Consider the following 15442-nt stretch of genomic DNA (forward strand, 5'->3'; position numbering starts at 1 on the left):
TTTGAAAGAAAATAAAAAACACGGAAACATAGAAGGACTACTATATCTTACCGATATAATAGTCCCAAAGACTGTTAATGTTTAATGAACCGCCGTATGGCGAACGGCACGTACGGTGGTGTGAGGGGTCAGGTAATCAAATAATGATTACCTTCCTACTCTATCGGAATATTTGGCTGAATTTGTTATATTTGGGATTGTTAGTTGTCATCTTGACAGTATAAAAGATGAATTTAGAGTTTGGAATTCATTTTGATATTGAATAGAAAAGAGTTAAAAAGAATAGAAATTAAATAAAGAATAACGATATGACGATTTGGTTTTTGCTTATAGGAATTGGTATCATTAGTATGATTGTCCAATCAAGATTCAAGAATAAATTTAAGAAGTATTCGGAAATGCCTTTGACTTCTGGTTTATCAGGAGCCGAGGTTGCACAAAAAATGCTTCACGATAATAATATATATGATGTGAAAATTATTTCTGTAGAAGGACAATTAACGGATCATTATAATCCAGCAGATCGCACGGTGAATTTAAGTCCAGAAGTATATCACGGACGTAGTGTGGCAGCTGCTGCGGTAGCTTCTCACGAATGTGGACACGCTGTGCAACACGCTACAGCCTATTCCTGGTTGCAATTCCGTTCGGCAATGGTGCCAATTGTGAATGTTGCTTCGCGTATCGTTCAGTTCACGTTGATGATTGGTGTGATGTTGGCTATTTTCTCTAAGGTGTTAATATTACTTCAAATAGGTGTTGCTGCCTTAGCCGTAACTACAGTATTTAGTTTTATTACGTTGCCTGTAGAGTTTGATGCTTCCAGAAGAGCTTTAGCTTGGTTGAATACTGCAAATATTACACATTCTACAGTAGAGCACGATGGTGCACAAGATGCATTGAAATGGGCTGCGATGACTTATGTAGTAGCTGCATTATCTGCATTAGTAACATTATTATACTATGCACAAATGTTATTAGGTAGAAGAGATTAGTAAATCGAAATATACTTTTATACAGGGGGTAAATTATTTATCCCCTTTTTTGTGGAATTGCGATTTGAATGGGCGTCCTTTCACTTCAATTTTGTAACTTTGTAGCTTAGCATAAGAATTTCAAAAGATTAACTATGTTTTCAAATCTTCAGGATAAATTAGATAGAGCCTTTAAAGTATTAAAGGGACAAGGAAATATTACAGAAATCAACGTCGCGGAGACGATGAAAGAAATTCGCAAGGCCTTATTGGATGCCGATGTGAATTATAAAACAGCCAAAAGCTTTACCGATGAAGTAAAACAAAAAGCTTTAGGCGAAAATGTATTGACAAGTATTTCACCAGGTCAGTTGTTGACAAAAATCATGAATGATGAGTTGACAGCATTGATGGGTGGTACGGTTACTGATTTAGATTTATCAAAAAATCCTACTGTTATCTTAATCGCTGGTTTAAACGGTGCGGGTAAAACTACTTTCACGGGTAAATTAGCTAACTTCTTAAAAGACAAAAAAGGTAAAAAACCTTTATTGGTTGCAGGTGACGTTTACCGTCCTGCGGCGATTGATCAATTGGAAGTATTAGGTGGTCAAGTAGGTGTTCCTGTATATACAGACCGTAATTCTACAGATCCTATTGCTATTGCAAAAGCTGGGGTAGAAGAAGGTAAAAGAAATGGCAATAATGTAATCATCATCGATACAGCAGGTCGTCTAGCAATTGATGAAGCGTTGATGAATGAGATTACAGCTGTTAAAGAAGCTACTCAACCTCACGAAATTCTTTTCGTAGTGGATTCAATGACTGGTCAGGATGCGGTGAATACGGCTAAAGCATTCAACGATCGTTTGGACTTCACCGGTGTGGTATTGACGAAATTGGATGGTGATACACGTGGTGGTGCGGCTTTATCTATCAAATCTGTCGTAAATAAACCAATCAAGTTTATTGGTACAGGTGAGAAAATGGAAGCATTGGATGTGTTCTATCCAGATCGTATGGCATCTCGTATTTTGGGTATGGGTGATGTCGTTTCCTTAGTAGAGCGTGCTCAACAACAATTTGACGAGAAACAAGCAGCTGAACTTCAAAAGAAAATTCGTAAAAATAAATTTGACTTCAACGACTTCCGTTCTCAAATCCAACAAATCAAAAAAATGGGTAACATGAAAGATTTGATTGGTATGATTCCCGGAGCTGGTAAAGCATTGAAAGATATTGAAATCGAAGACGATGCTTTCAAGCCTATCGAAGCTATTATCGATTCTATGACTCCATTTGAGCGTGAGAATCCTGATGCTATCGACCAACGTAGAAGAAATCGTATTGCAAAAGGTTCGGGTACGAATATCGATGAGGTGAATAAATTAATCAAACAATTCATGGATATGCGTAAGGTAATGAAGCAAATGTCAAATCCAGCGATGGCTGCGAAGATGATGCGTAATATGCCTAAAATGCCAGGCAAACCTTTTTAATAGAGAAATGTTAATCCAATAATATTCAGAACCAAGTCAATTTCTTGACTTGGTTTTGTTTTTATAAATGATTTTTGTTCCTTAATTTTAGAGCTAAGGAATTAATTGTTAATTTTGTAATATGGACGATCACCCCACACAGTTATCAGCATATGGATCTATTCTCTTAATAGGAGTAGTAGGAATCCTATTGGTGTGTGTGACGATGTTCATGGCTAAATTATTAGCACCTAATAAACCTAATCCCATTAAATTAAGTACTTACGAATGTGGCGAAGAAACCACAGGAAGTTCATGGGTACAGTTCAATCCTAGATTTTATGTCATTGCTTTAGTATTCCTTTTGTTTGATGTGGAATTAATTTTTGTATTTCCATGGGCTACAGTTTTCGGTCAATCCGAATTAATTGCTGCAGATAAACGTTGGGGATGGTTTACGATGGTCGAGATGGCTATTTTCTTAGGTATATTGATTTTAGGACTGGTTTATGTATGGGTGCGTGGTGATTTGAATTGGGTCAAACCTAAACATACTATTCCTTCCGTGGATACAGGCGTACCGTTAAGTGCTTATGAAGCGTTGAATAGCAAACAATATTCTATCAAAGATCATAAAGCAGTAGAAGTGGTCGCTGAGCAAAAGGAAAAAGTAGTTCAACCTAAAGCATCTGTAGGATTCAAACCAAGATTTAAAAAACCAAACGCATGACAAATCTAGAGCAACAACTTAAATCAGATGGTGTCGTCGTCGCTAAGATAGATGACTTATTGAATTGGGCTCGTTTATCATCGATGTGGCCTATGAGTTTTGGTATAGCTTGTTGTGCTATTGAGATGATGGGCGCTATGGCATCGACTTACGATTTGGATCGTTTCGGTGTATTTCCTCGTCCTTCTCCTAGACAATCCGATGTGATGATTATTGCAGGTACGGTTACGTTCAAAATGGCAGATCGTATCAAAAGATTGTATGAACAAATGCCCGAACCACGTTATGTAATTTCAATGGGCTCTTGTTCGAACTGTGGCGGTCCATATTGGCAACATGGTTATCATGTAGTTAAAGGAGTGGACAAAATTATACCTGTGGATGTGTATGTACAAGGATGTCCTCCACGTCCTGAAGCCTTGATTGGCGCATTTTTAGAATTACAAAAGAAAATAGAAAGCGAGCAAATCTTTCAAGATAAGTATTTTGAAGAGACTGTTTAATAGTTAAAATATAATATGGCAAAAGATTTTTATGGTGAGTTGCAGTTAGGCATTCTTGGTGGCGGTCAATTAGGGCGCATGTTTATCCAAGAGGCTATCAATTACAACGTGAATGTACATGTGTTGGATCCGGATAAAAATGCTCCGTGTCGTAAACTATGTCAACATTTCGAATGTGGCTCATTGAGTGATTATGATACAGTTTACAATTTTGGTAAGGACTTGGACATGATCACTATTGAAATCGAGAAAGTAAATGTGGATGCGTTAGAAGCTTTGGAAGAAGAAGGTGTAATTGTATATCCGCAATCTCGTGTGATTCGTTTGATTCAAGATAAAGGATTGCAAAAGCAATTCTTCAAACAAAATGATATTCCAACTTCTGCTTTTCAATTTATCTCCAATGTTGATTCCTTGAAAACAGCTAATTTATCTATTCCTTACGTTCAAAAATTACGTAAAGATGGATACGATGGTAAAGGTGTAAAAATGATCCGCACAGAGGATGATTTAGCGAATGCTTTCACAGAACCTTCAATTATCGAAGAAATTGTAGATTTCGAAAAAGAAATTGCAGTTATCGTCGCACGTAACGATAAAGGAGAAGTGAAAACTTTCCCAATGGTGGAAATGGAATTTAATCCAGAGGCTAACTTGGTAGAATTCTTGATTTCCCCTTCCACTTATAGCTTCGAGATTCAACAACAAGCGGAAGAATTGGCTAAGAAAATTGCTAATGATTTACAGATTGTAGGTCTTTTGGCCGTGGAAATGTTCTTAACAAAAACAGGAGAAATCTTGGTTAATGAATTAGCACCGCGTCCGCATAATTCGGGTCACCAAACTATTGAAGGTAACTTCACTTCGCAATTTGCGCAACATATGCGTGCTATCTTTAATCTTCCTTTGGGAGATACATCTGCACGTTCAAATGCTGTAATGATCAATCTTTTGGGAGAAGAAGGTTATGAAGGTTTGGCAAAATACGAAGGAGTGGAAGAGGTGTTGGCAATGGATGGCGTATATGTACATTTATACGGTAAAAAATATACAAAACCATTCCGTAAAATGGGACACGTATGTATTGTAAATGCAGACAGAGAATTGGCAATCAGTAATGCGCGCAAAGTTCAAGAAATATTAAAAGTTATTGCATAAAAATTTATGAGTTCACAATCCGTGCAAGTAGGCATTATAATGGGAAGTAAATCAGATCTTCCAGTAATGCAAGATGCTGTAGATGTTTTAAAAGAATTAGGTGTTAGTTTTGAAGTAACTATTGTTTCGGCGCACCGTACACCTCATCGTATGTTTGAGTATGCAGAGAAAGCTGCTGAACGTGGATTGAAAGTGATTATCGCTGGAGCAGGTGGTGCTGCGCACTTGCCAGGAATGGTAGCTTCGATAACACACTTACCAGTTATTGGTGTTCCTGTTAAATCGTCTAATTCTATCGATGGATGGGATTCTGTGTTGTCAATTCTACAAATGCCAAATGGTATTCCGGTAGCAACAGTAGCGTTGAATGCTGCTAAAAATGCAGGTATCTTAGCCGCACAAATCATCGGAACTAATGATGCACAAGTCGCTTCGAATCTTTTGACCTTTAAAAAAGGATTAAAAGAGAAAGTAGAAGAAACAGCGACGGAAGTAGAAAATATGAAATTTTAAATATCAAAAGGGACTCGAAAGTCCCTTTTTTATTTCGCTAAAAACTTCTGAACATAATCATAGCTTTTCTTTACGCTCTCAAATTTATTTGGCAAATAAATATCATCCTGCTCTACAAAAGCATGGACTAATCCTGACTTTTGAGCAGCCTGTATAATATTCACAAAATCTATTGTTCCACTTCCAACTTCTGTATATTTCACATCTTTGAAAATAGAATCCAACGGTGATTGGTCATATTCTTCGCCCACGACGGTTTTTGTGAACTGTTTGTCCATATCTTTTACATGCCACATTTCGAATCTTCCAGGATATTTTTCAAAGTAGGAGATAGGATTTAAACCTGCTTTTTCTATCCAGAACAAATCCATTTCGAAAGCTACTAAATCTTTTTCGGTAAAAGCTAACATAATATCCAAACCTCTCGTATTATTCGCGAATTGTCTGAATTCCCAGAAGTGATTGTGATAGCCAATCTTTAATCCCGCTTTTTTTGCGATTTCTCCAGCTTTATTCAATTGTTCGGCTGCATATTGGTAATCTTCTACTTTAAGATTATTTAGGTCATGCATCGGATTTACCGGTGCAATTACATATTGTTGTCCAAGTTCAGCAGCTATTTCCACATATTTTTCAACACTTTCTTTATCGTTGTTATTACGATCCAAATATTTTCCTAAATCATAATGACCGCTGAAAGTTGATAATCCGTTATCCGATAGAATTTTCTTTAGCTCAGGAACTTTCAGTCCCCAGAATGAATTATTAGCGACATCTACACCAAAGGTTTCGATGTGAGTATAGCCTATCTTAGCAACAGTTTCTAAAGTAAGTTTGGGATCTTGTGATAATAGATCACGTAATGAATAAATCTGAAGACCTATATTGTGGATAGGACCCTTGCCTGTGACTGTTTTAGTGGATGAAGTACAAGCAGAAAGTAATGATGAACCGAGATAAGCACTTACAGCCCCTATACCTGCTTGTTTTAAAAAATTTCTTCTCGAATTTTGCATGTTTATAGTTTGATTAGTATTAATCAAGAACAATTTTTCCTTCAAATCGTTTTGATTGCGTATATATATTAATGCCTAGAAATGACCATTTATATTCTCCCGATACATAATATTGGAAAAGGTTATTTTTTATGGGCGTTATATCTATTATTCGTTGGTTCCATTTTACACCCGCTGCTAAACCAGTAAAACTAGTTCCAATACTTAGTGGAACATTTTGTGCGTATGGAAATTCTTGATATTGAACATCAATGGATAATCGAGCAAATTCTTTATCGTCTATAATAATGTTTTTGAAATCGGGTATACCAGCTTTATCTGAAAAATGATTTAAGGTTATATCATTCGACTTCTTGGAGGTTTCGGAAGGTAAAGAACTGGATAATAATGAGAGGGCTCCAAAAAAGAAGATTATTGCAGGAATTATTCCTATTCTTTTATTTATCAACGAAGTGCATTTAAAGAAGTAATAAATTAGTAGTATAAAACTTACCACATTTAATACACAGAATGATAAATAAAAGAATGAATGCATATCCTAGAAATCTTGGTCTTATAAATATAATAATTTTAACTTTAAAACAAAGGGCTTCCATTTTTGAATGGAAGCCCTTTGTTTTTATAGAATAATACAACTTAGACCGTCATAATATCTTTTTCTTTTAATTCTGCTAATGTATCTACTTTAGCGATGTAAGTATCCGTCAATTTTTGAACTTCAGCTTCACCTACTTTTATTTCGTCTTCAGAAGCACCGTCGTTTTTCAATTTCTTGATAGACTCGTTTGCATCTTTACGGATGTTACGTACCGCTACACGACCTTTTTCAGCTTCTTCCTTCGCTTTTTTCACTAAATCACGTCTTCTTTCTTCTGTAAGAGGAGGTACTACTAAACGGATAACAACACCATCATTTTGAGGATTAAGACCAATGTTAGAATCAATGATAGCTTTTTCAATTGTTCCTAACATAGATTTTTCCCAAGGTTGGATCACGATAGTACGTGCATCTGTAGTATTTACATTGGCTACTTGAGAAAGTGGAGTAGAAGAACCATAATAATCCACATGGATACCATCCAACATACCTGGAGAAGCTTTACCCGCACGGATTTTTGTTAGTTCTGACTCGGTATGAGCAACTGCCTTAGTCATTTTCTCTTTGCAGTCGTCCAATTCAATAGAAATCAGTTCGTTCATATGTTTTAATATTTTATACTTAACTTACTACAGTACCGATATGCTCACCATTCGCTAATTTTTTCAAATTACCTGGCTTGTTCATATCAAATACAATGATTGGAAGGTTGTTTTCTTGACATAATGTGAATGCAGTCATATCCATTACATTCAAACCTTTTTGGTATACTTCGTTGAAAGAAATATGTTCAAATTTAGTTGCTGTAGGATCTTTCTCAGGATCAGCAGTGTAGATACCATCCACGCGAGTACCTTTTAGTACAGCATCTGCATTGATTTCGATAGCACGTAAGGAAGCGGCTGTATCTGTAGTGAAATATGGATTACCTGTACCTGCTCCGAAGATTACAATTCTTCCTTTTTCTAAATGTCTAACTGCACGGCGACGAATAAATGGTTCACAAATTTGTTCCATTTTGATCGCTGTTAACAATCTAGTTTTCAATCCTACTTTTTCCAAAGCATCTTGCAAAGCCATACTGTTGATTACGGTAGCTAACATGCCCATATAATCGGCTTGCACTCTATCCATACCCGCTTTTTCGGCACTCAGTCCACGGTAGATATTTCCACCTCCGATGACAATTGCAATTTCTAAACCTTGAGAATGAATTTCTTTGATATCGTTAGCGTATTGAGCGACGCGATTGATGTCGATACCGTAATTTTGCTCACCCATTAGGGCTTCGCCGCTAAGTTTTAGTAGGATACGTTTATATTTCATATAGTTTTTTTCTTTGGAAGATTTCCAAAAGACAAAGATATAACTTTTTTCCTGCTATCTAAGGCAATAGAAGCATTTGTTTTATTTTTTTGAATTCGTAATAGCTTGTTGATAATAATCTTCATAAAGTGGTAAAATTTGACTGATTTCAAATTTTTGTGCATGTTCGTAAGCCGCTTGTTTGAACTTTTCTAAACGATCACAATCTTCCAAAATATGAATAGCATTTTGCGCCATTTCCTCAATATTACCTACATCACTTAGAAATCCTGTTACACCTTGTACGTTTAGTTCAGGAAGACCACCAATATTTGATGAAATCACTGGTACGCGACATGCCATCGCTTCCAATGCCGCCAAACCAAAACTTTCGGAAGAAGATGGCATTAAAAATAGATCGGAAACCGATAAAATTTCTTCCACGGCATCTTGCTTACCCAAGAAACGAACGGATTGAGAAATACCTAATTGACGAGATAATTCCTCCGCATTGCTACGTTCAGGGCCATCACCAACCATTAATAATTTACTAGGGATAGTTTTGGAAACTTCATGAAAGATGCGAACTACATCTTGTGTGTTTTTTACTTTACGGAAGTTCGAAGTATGCACCATAATACGTTCATTCCCTGGAGCTATAGCTTTTTTGAAATGTTCACGATTTTTGTTCACAAAACGCGTTAGATCGATGAAGTTTGGTATAACTTGAATATCTCTTGTAATATCAAAAGATTCCAGAGTTTGGCTTTTCAGATTTTCAGAAACTGTAGTTACTCCATCGGATTCATTGATAGAGAAAGTCACTACAGGTTTGAAGGTTTTGTCTTTTCCGACTAAGGTAATATCTGTACCGTGTAATGTAGTCACTACAGGAATATTGATACCGTAGGTCTTTAAAATTTGTTTTGCTAAATAAGCAGCAGAGGCATGTGGAATAGCATAATGTACATGTAGTACATCCAATTTCTCAAAACGAACCACATCTACCAATTTGCTTGCTAAAGCAGATTCGTAAGGTGGGAAGTCAAATAAAGGATATTGGGAAATCGAAACTTCATGATAGTATAAGTTTTCTAAGAAGAAATCTAAACGAGCTGGCTTGTTGTACGTGATAAAATGTACTTCGTGTCCTTTAGAAGCTAAACCTTTTCCCAATTCTGTGGCTACCACGCCAGATCCACCGAATGTTGGATAACAAACAATACCAATTTTCATGAAGAATTATTTATAATTTTATAACAAGCAAAGGTAAGCAAGGTTTTACATTCGATTTGCAATAAATTCGTAATCTTTATGTTATGATTGTCTCTGTAGCAGAATTAAAAAAGGAAATAAAATACAAAACATCACGTTCTTCTGGTGCGGGTGGACAAAATGTGAATAAAGTAGAAACCAAAGCTTCTTTGTTGTGGGATTTTGAAAATTCCTCTTTGTTAAGTGATCAGCAAAAAGTGCTTATCCGTACGAAACTTTCTAACCGTATTCAGGGCGATGGAATGCTGCAAATTGATGCTTCGGAAAGTAGAAGTCAGTTAGCAAATAAGGTGATCGCCTTTGACAAACTTTCGGCACTCTTGGAAAGTACTTTTAAAGTTGTGAAAAAACGTATTGCTACCAAAATCCCTCGCTCAAAAATTTTGGCTCGATTAGATCGCAAAGCAAAACATGCAGAAAAGAAATCTAATCGCAGATGGAAATTTGATTAAGTTGTTTTAAGGTTAATAAAAATTATTTTAACTAAAATAATTCTGTTTTTAATTATTAATCTATATTTACTATTGATTTAGTAGATTAAATAATTTTTACATTAACTAGTTTTAAATAACGCGTGAGTACAAAAGAAAATCAAACTGCCTTAGGCGATGTTGCAGCGAGACATCTAGCCATTGCTACCCGGACAGCTCCTCAATTAGAAAGTATTACGCCGAGATGGATTACCCTATTATAACAATGGCTGCCTGTTGAATCTGGTGTATTTCGCTTAAATCGTGTTGTAGGTGAAGAAGGAATCCAAGTGGATTGTTCACGTCGTGATGAAAGTGTATTGCCGCATACTTTCGTTGATTACGATGAGAATCCGAGAGAATATAATTTGAGTGCGGTTAATACGTTGATCGACATTCACACACGCGTATCGGATTTGTATAGTAAGCCTTACAATCAGATTAGTGAACAATTACGTTTGGCAATTGAAAAAATCAAAGAACGCCAGGAAAGTGAATTAATCAATAATGCAGATTATGGATTGTTGAATAGTGTGGCAAAAAAGCAGGTTATCAAAATGCGATTGGGACCTCCAACTCCAGATGATTTGGATGAGTTATTAACCAAAGTATGGAAAAACCCAAGTTTCTTCTTGTTGCATCCACAGGCTATTGCTGCTTTTGGTAGAGAATGTACCCGTAAAGTTGTCCCACCTCCGACAGTATCTTTGTTTGGTTCACAATTCATTACTTGGAGAGGTATTCCATTGATTCCGTCGGATAAAGTGCCTATTGTGAAAGGAAAAACAAAAATCATTCTGGTAAGAACAGGAGAAAGTAAGCAAGGTGTTGTGGGATTATATCAACCAAATCTTCCGGGTGAGCAAACACCAGGGCTTTCGGTAAAGTTTACAGGCATTAATGACAAAGCCATTGCTTCGTATTTAATTTCTTTGTATTGTTCTTTAGTGGTGTTGGTAGATGATGCTTTAGCCGTTTTGGAAGATGTAGATGTGACAAATTATCACGAATACAAATACTAATTGCATCTAGCAGTTAGTCATGTGTGATAAAGTACATTTATTCATTTTAAAACTAATTACATGGCACAATATAATTCAATACCTTCTGATAAGGAATTGGCAGCAATTGCAAACCAACTGTTTGAGGGGTTGTACCATTTTAACAATTCTTCCAACAATGCTAATCATTCGGACTCAGGAGTTTATCAACGACAATCGCCAGCAGATTTTGAACATGTGAGCTCGCATTCGAAAGAATTTAATATTTCTGATCCTCAGACAAGTCTCAAAGATCCTTTATTAAGAGATGAAGGCAAGCATCCTTTAGCGCAAGCAGGGGATGGGAGTTCACCACATTTCAAGCAAGAAGTAAAGCCTACTTTTGATAATTATGTCAATAAAGGATCGAGTTATTCGGGATTGGAAGATATTTCAGATAGATTTTCGGATTCGTACGCTTATCAGTCTATTTTGGAATCACAAACCTCTAATTTAGATGATTTGATTCCAAAAGATATTTCTGCATTCAATAATCCTGTGTCTTACCAACCCGATTTATCAGCGGATATACCTTTTGCGAAGGAGACTTATTCAGCATTCAATGCTGCAATTAGCCCTTTAGGAAGTCCATATTCATTTGTATGAAATGATTTACTTCAAGATCACAGTTCCAATTTTGATGTGTATGCTATTCGCAAGGATTTTCCGATTCTTGGAGAATATGTGAATGGTCGTCCGTTAGTTTGGTTTGACAATGCAGCGACGACACAAAAGCCACAAGTAGTGATTGACCGTTTGGCTTATTTCTACCAACACGAAAATTCGAATATTCACCGTGCGGCACATGAGCTAGCGGCTCGGGCGACGGATGCTTATGAGGGGGCAAGGGAAACTATCAGGGCTTTTATCAATGCACAGTCATCTAACGAAATCATCTTTACACGTGGAACAACTGAATCCATTAATCTTATAGCCAATAGTTGGGGTGCAGAAAATCTCAAAGAAGGTGATGAAATTATTATTTCAAATTTAGAGCATCACGCGAATATCGTACCTTGGCAATTGTTGAGCAAAAAGAATGGTTTCAAGATCAAAGTTATTCCAGTGAATGATGATGGTGAGTTACTTATTGATGAGTACAAAAAATTATTCACGGATAAGACGAAACTGGTTTCATTTACGCATGTGAGTAATGCCTTAGGAACCGTCACACCTGCTAAACAAATTATTGAAATAGCGCATTCAGTTGGTGCTAAAGTGTTGCTAGATGGTGCACAATCTATTTCGCATATCAAAGTAGATGTTCAAGATTTGAATCCAGATTTCTTTGTTTTCTCTGGGCACAAAATTTTTGGACCTACTGGAATAGGTGCGGTTTATGGAAAAGAAGAATTGCTTAATCAAAAACGCAACCTTACCAAGGTGGTGGAAATATGATTCAGGATGTTACTTTCGAAAAGACAATTTTTCACCCTGCACCCAATCGTTTTGAAGCAGGAACTGGTAATATTGCGGATGCCGTAGGTTTAGCCACAGCGTTGGATTACGTACAAAAAATCGGTATAGGACGAATCGCCAGATATGAACATGAACTTTTGGATTATGCTACGAGTCTATTTAAGCAAATTCCAAAAGTAAAACTTATCGGAACAGCGAAAGATAAAGCGAGCGTTATGTCATTTACAATTGCTGGTTTCAGCAATGAGGAAGTAGGAAAGGTATTGAATGATCATGGTATCGCTGTGCGTACGGCACACCATTGTGCACAACCAATTTTGCGCCGATTAGGTTATGAAAATTCTGTACGACCTTCTTTTGCTTTTTACAACACCTTTGCAGAGATTGATTTATTAGCTGATGTGGTTCGAAAATTAGCGTGTAGTAAGTTTGTAGATTAAAACATTCTTTGTTACAAATAGGCTTAGGCTTTCATGCTCAATGTAGTATGGAAGCCTTTTTTTTATGAAAACTAAAAAAATAGTTGTAAAACTAAAAAATTAGTTTTAGATTAGTTTTAGTAATCGATTATAGGCAGACGTGCCAATTTAATTTTTATAAATAGAGTTATGGACGAAATCAAAGAACTTACAAAGGCGGAAGAGCAAATCATGCATGAATTGTGGGAGATGGGCGGAGGCTTCGTAAAAGAAGTGATCGAACGTCTACCTGAGCCAAAGCCTGCATATAATACTGTTTCTACAATAATTCGTATTCTCGAGACCAAGGGTTTTGTGAATCACGAGGCTTACGGTAAGAGTCATAAATATATTCCAACGATCAGCAAAGAAGACTACAAGAAAGTCGTAGCAGACAAATTGTTGAGTGGTTATTTTGAAAATTCACCCAAACAGATGCTTTCTTTCTTTTTGGAAGAGAACAAATTGGATGTCAAAGATCTGGACGATATTTTGAACATTATCAACAAGCACAAATAAAATTATAACTACTTATAAACTTACGTTATGGTAATTTATCTGCTATTAGTCAATATAGCTGTCATCATAAGTTATAGCTTATACTATTTCAGCTTTCGTAAATTAACTTTTTTCCAGTGGAACAGAGTTTATTTGCTCAGCACAGCATTTTTCGCATTACTGATTCCGATAGGACTATTCATAGATTTATCCACATTTTTTGAGGATGATATTATTATTCCTATGATCAATGTACACGAATTTATTGATATACCAATTGTCGTCTATGCACAGCAAAATTCTTCCTTGTATTTGGTGGATATGCTAAAATGGATTTATATTGTTGGTTTGATTACAAGTGTTTCAATCATGTTTTGGAGACTATGGCATGTGCGCAAAATGTTTCAAACTGACGCACTTTTTTTGGGTTTCTCCTTCTTCAATAAAATGTTTTTAGGTAAAGAAGTCAAATCCTATAAAAGTATTGAACGACACGAAGAAATTCATATCGAGCAAGGACACAGCTATGATATACTATTTATGGAGTTGTTCAAGGCATTGAATTGGTTTAATCCTGTGGTGTACCACCTGAGCAAGGAAATAAAATTCCAGCACGAATGTATAGCGGATGAATTGAGTTCGGAAGATAAAGTAGCTTATGCAGAGTTATTAGTGGCTCATGCCCTCAAAGTACCCCAAAATTTATTGGTGCATGAGTTTTCCAATCAATCGTTTTTAAAGAAAAGAATTATGATGTTATTTAAGAATAAATCATCAAAAAATAAACGCTTTTTATATTTAGGAATTATTCCAGCAGTATTAGTTGTTGGAATATCAACGGTAATATTTAATACCTCCAGAGCTAAAAGTGTCGTTGCAAAGGTTGAATCCAAGATGGAAGATGTGATGTTGCAAGCGCAAACAACTAAATTACAAAATATTGATTATACTAAAGATAGGGATCTTGCAGAACCAGAAATTGGTATTGATGCATTTACCACAAATATTTACAAGGAAATACAGAAAAAAATTAAGGAGTCCAATGAGCAATCTTTGCAAGTGTACATGAATGTAAAAATTCAAGTTTTAAAGAATGGAACAGTTGGAAATATTGATATTAGTAGTCAAAACAGTCAGGATTATCAAGATCTCGTTTCAGATATAGTTAAAAGAACGAAATGGCTCCCTGCTCAAAAAAATGGAGTTGCGGTAGATGCAGTACGTGAAGTGAGGTTAGGTACAGGAACTTTCGGAAAAAATAAGGACTTGCCTTATCAAGAGGGCGGTAATGAAATTTTTAGTGAGACAGAAATACTTCCAGAACCTCAAGGAGGAATGGATGAATTTCGAAAATGGATAGGAAATAATTATCAATATCCTCAAGCTGCTATTGATGCGGGTGTCAAAGGTACTATCAAAACACGTTTTATTATAGAAAAGGATGGCTCATTGTCGGATATTAAAATTGTAGAAGATCTAGGTCATGGAACAGGGGAAGCAGCTTTGGAGCTGCTTAAAAAATCACCAAAGTGGATTCCTGCAATTCAAAATGGCTATAAAGTACGCTATGATTTCATCTTGCCAATACGGTTAGATTTGACGGATATGGGAGAAGTTGAAGAGAGTTCACAAGCTAACATTCAGGGTAAACGTGGCGAAAATATATCAAAAAAAGTAGAGGGAAATGAAACATTTTCTGCAGTTGAAATCCAACCACAGCCGCCAGGTGGATTAAATGCTTATCGTCAATGGATTGGAGATAATTATAAATATTCACAAGCTGCAATTGATGCCGAAGTAAAGGGGACAATTCAAGTTACTTTTGTTGTTGAAAAAGATGGCTCACTTAGTGATTTAAAAGTGGTAAGAGATTTAGGACATGGTACAGGAAATGCAGCGATTGCTGTTTTAAAAACTTCCAAGAGATGGTCTCCTGGTATTCAAAATGGTAAAACTGTACGTGTAGCTTATTCTTTACCTATTCGTTTGGATTTGACGAAAAGTTAA

Annotated in this window: 18 protein-coding genes; 13 read left to right on the plus strand and 5 right to left on the minus strand. The window is 36.2% G+C overall.

All coding sequences use genetic code 11. The features are described from left to right. Positions 1-308 precede the first annotated feature (308 nt). The 6 genes from G5B32_RS10895 (at position 309) to purE (ending at position 5356) form a co-directional block, all read left to right on the plus strand. On the plus strand, positions 309-995 hold the full coding sequence (locus G5B32_RS10895; RefSeq protein WP_165291571.1) for a zinc metallopeptidase: 687 nt from the start codon (positions 309-311) through the stop codon (positions 993-995). Positions 996-1129: 134 nt separating this feature from the next. Continuing rightward, complete coding sequence (ffh, locus tag G5B32_RS10900) at positions 1130-2473, plus strand: signal recognition particle protein (RefSeq protein WP_165291572.1); 1344 nt, start codon at positions 1130-1132, stop codon at positions 2471-2473. A gap of 121 nt (positions 2474-2594) precedes the next feature. Continuing rightward, the gene (locus tag G5B32_RS10905; protein ID WP_165291573.1) at positions 2595-3182 is read left to right on the plus strand and encodes an NADH-quinone oxidoreductase subunit A; all 588 of its coding nucleotides are present in this window, start codon (positions 2595-2597) and stop codon (positions 3180-3182) included. After that, entirely contained in the window at positions 3179-3685 is a 507-nt protein-coding gene (locus tag G5B32_RS10910) for an NADH-quinone oxidoreductase subunit B (protein ID WP_159634244.1), read from the plus strand. Before G5B32_RS10905 ends, G5B32_RS10910 begins: the two co-directional genes overlap by 4 nt. Positions 3686-3700: 15 nt before the next feature. Then, positions 3701-4843 carry a 5-(carboxyamino)imidazole ribonucleotide synthase gene (locus G5B32_RS10915; RefSeq protein WP_165291574.1) on the plus strand — a complete coding sequence of 381 codons (1143 nt, stop codon included), beginning with the start codon at positions 3701-3703 and terminating at the stop codon, positions 4841-4843. Positions 4844-4849: 6 nt separating this feature from the next. Next, complete coding sequence (gene purE / locus G5B32_RS10920; RefSeq protein ID WP_165291575.1) at positions 4850-5356, plus strand: 5-(carboxyamino)imidazole ribonucleotide mutase; 507 nt, start codon at positions 4850-4852, stop codon at positions 5354-5356. A gap of 29 nt (positions 5357-5385) precedes the next feature. Here the strand turns inward: purE and G5B32_RS10925 are convergent, their stop codons facing one another. From G5B32_RS10925 to bshA, 5 genes are all read right to left on the minus strand, one after another. Further along, positions 5386-6372, minus strand: a complete 987-nt coding sequence (locus G5B32_RS10925; protein WP_165291576.1) for a sugar phosphate isomerase/epimerase family protein — start codon at positions 6370-6372, stop codon at positions 5386-5388. A 19-nt stretch (positions 6373-6391) separates the two neighbouring features. Next, positions 6392-6907 carry a hypothetical protein gene (locus tag G5B32_RS10930; RefSeq protein ID WP_165291577.1) on the minus strand — a complete coding sequence of 172 codons (516 nt, stop codon included), beginning with the start codon at positions 6905-6907 and terminating at the stop codon, positions 6392-6394. A 101-nt stretch (positions 6908-7008) separates the two neighbouring features. Beyond that, positions 7009-7572, minus strand: a complete 564-nt coding sequence (gene frr, locus G5B32_RS10935; RefSeq protein WP_165291578.1) for a ribosome recycling factor — start codon at positions 7570-7572, stop codon at positions 7009-7011. A gap of 19 nt (positions 7573-7591) precedes the next feature. Further along, positions 7592-8296, minus strand: coding sequence for a UMP kinase (gene pyrH, locus G5B32_RS10940; protein WP_165291579.1), 705 nt, complete (start codon positions 8294-8296; stop codon positions 7592-7594). 81 nt (positions 8297-8377) lie between these two features. Next, positions 8378-9511: an N-acetyl-alpha-D-glucosaminyl L-malate synthase BshA gene (gene bshA, locus G5B32_RS10945; protein ID WP_165291580.1), complete on the minus strand. Its 1134-nt coding sequence runs from the start codon at positions 9509-9511 to the stop codon at positions 8378-8380. Positions 9512-9594: 83 nt separating this feature from the next. Between bshA and arfB the strand changes: the two genes are divergently transcribed. From arfB to G5B32_RS10975, 7 genes are all read left to right on the plus strand, one after another. After that, entirely contained in the window at positions 9595-10002 is a 408-nt protein-coding gene (gene arfB, locus G5B32_RS10950; RefSeq protein ID WP_165291581.1) for an alternative ribosome rescue aminoacyl-tRNA hydrolase ArfB, read from the plus strand. A gap of 248 nt (positions 10003-10250) precedes the next feature. After that, positions 10251-11042 carry a family 2A encapsulin nanocompartment shell protein gene (locus G5B32_RS10955; protein WP_223815416.1) on the plus strand — a complete coding sequence of 264 codons (792 nt, stop codon included), beginning with the start codon at positions 10251-10253 and terminating at the stop codon, positions 11040-11042. A 60-nt stretch (positions 11043-11102) separates the two neighbouring features. Next, positions 11103-11666 (plus strand): hypothetical protein, encoded by a 564-nt coding sequence (locus G5B32_RS10960; protein ID WP_165291582.1) that lies wholly within the window; start codon positions 11103-11105, stop codon positions 11664-11666. Between the two features lie 36 nt (positions 11667-11702). After that, positions 11703-12458, plus strand: coding sequence for a cysteine desulfurase (locus G5B32_RS17565; RefSeq protein WP_317166109.1), 756 nt, complete (start codon positions 11703-11705; stop codon positions 12456-12458). Beyond that, on the plus strand, positions 12455-12919 hold the full coding sequence (locus tag G5B32_RS17570; protein ID WP_317166110.1) for an aminotransferase class V-fold PLP-dependent enzyme: 465 nt from the start codon (positions 12455-12457) through the stop codon (positions 12917-12919). The genes G5B32_RS17565 and G5B32_RS17570 overlap by 4 nt, the downstream gene beginning before the upstream one ends. 168 nt (positions 12920-13087) lie before the next feature. Further along, positions 13088-13456 carry a BlaI/MecI/CopY family transcriptional regulator gene (locus G5B32_RS10970; RefSeq protein WP_160068846.1) on the plus strand — a complete coding sequence of 123 codons (369 nt, stop codon included), beginning with the start codon at positions 13088-13090 and terminating at the stop codon, positions 13454-13456. 27 nt (positions 13457-13483) lie between these two features. Next, positions 13484-15442: an energy transducer TonB gene (locus tag G5B32_RS10975; protein ID WP_165291583.1), complete on the plus strand. Its 1959-nt coding sequence runs from the start codon at positions 13484-13486 to the stop codon at positions 15440-15442.

The organism is Sphingobacterium sp. SGL-16, assembly GCF_011043515.1.
Lineage (GTDB): Bacteria > Bacteroidota > Bacteroidia > Sphingobacteriales > Sphingobacteriaceae > Sphingobacterium > Sphingobacterium litopenaei.

What these genes read in the sequence shown, in the direction of transcription:
- G5B32_RS10895 (WP_165291571.1), top strand. Translation starts at nt 309, where the DNA reads ATGACGATTTGGTTTTTGCTTATAGGAATTGGTATCATTAGTATGATT.
- ffh (WP_165291572.1), top strand. Translation starts at nt 1,130, where the DNA reads ATGTTTTCAAATCTTCAGGATAAATTAGATAGAGCCTTTAAAGTATTA.
- G5B32_RS10905 (WP_165291573.1), top strand. Translation starts at nt 2,595, where the DNA reads ATGGACGATCACCCCACACAGTTATCAGCATATGGATCTATTCTCTTA.
- G5B32_RS10910 (WP_159634244.1), top strand. Translation starts at nt 3,179, where the DNA reads ATGACAAATCTAGAGCAACAACTTAAATCAGATGGTGTCGTCGTCGCT.
- G5B32_RS10915 (WP_165291574.1), top strand. Translation starts at nt 3,701, where the DNA reads ATGGCAAAAGATTTTTATGGTGAGTTGCAGTTAGGCATTCTTGGTGGC.
- purE (WP_165291575.1), top strand. Translation starts at nt 4,850, where the DNA reads ATGAGTTCACAATCCGTGCAAGTAGGCATTATAATGGGAAGTAAATCA.
- G5B32_RS10925 (WP_165291576.1), bottom strand. Translation starts at nt 6,372, where the DNA reads ATGCAAAATTCGAGAAGAAATTTTTTAAAACAAGCAGGTATAGGGGCT.
- G5B32_RS10930 (WP_165291577.1), bottom strand. Translation starts at nt 6,907, where the DNA reads ATGCATTCATTCTTTTATTTATCATTCTGTGTATTAAATGTGGTAAGT.
- frr (WP_165291578.1), bottom strand. Translation starts at nt 7,572, where the DNA reads ATGAACGAACTGATTTCTATTGAATTGGACGACTGCAAAGAGAAAATG.
- pyrH (WP_165291579.1), bottom strand. Translation starts at nt 8,296, where the DNA reads ATGAAATATAAACGTATCCTACTAAAACTTAGCGGCGAAGCCCTAATG.
- bshA (WP_165291580.1), bottom strand. Translation starts at nt 9,511, where the DNA reads ATGAAAATTGGTATTGTTTGTTATCCAACATTCGGTGGATCTGGCGTG.
- arfB (WP_165291581.1), top strand. Translation starts at nt 9,595, where the DNA reads ATGATTGTCTCTGTAGCAGAATTAAAAAAGGAAATAAAATACAAAACA.
- G5B32_RS10960 (WP_165291582.1), top strand. Translation starts at nt 11,103, where the DNA reads ATGGCACAATATAATTCAATACCTTCTGATAAGGAATTGGCAGCAATT.
- G5B32_RS17570 (WP_317166110.1), top strand. Translation starts at nt 12,455, where the DNA reads ATGATTCAGGATGTTACTTTCGAAAAGACAATTTTTCACCCTGCACCC.
- G5B32_RS10970 (WP_160068846.1), top strand. Translation starts at nt 13,088, where the DNA reads ATGGACGAAATCAAAGAACTTACAAAGGCGGAAGAGCAAATCATGCAT.
- G5B32_RS10975 (WP_165291583.1), top strand. Translation starts at nt 13,484, where the DNA reads ATGGTAATTTATCTGCTATTAGTCAATATAGCTGTCATCATAAGTTAT.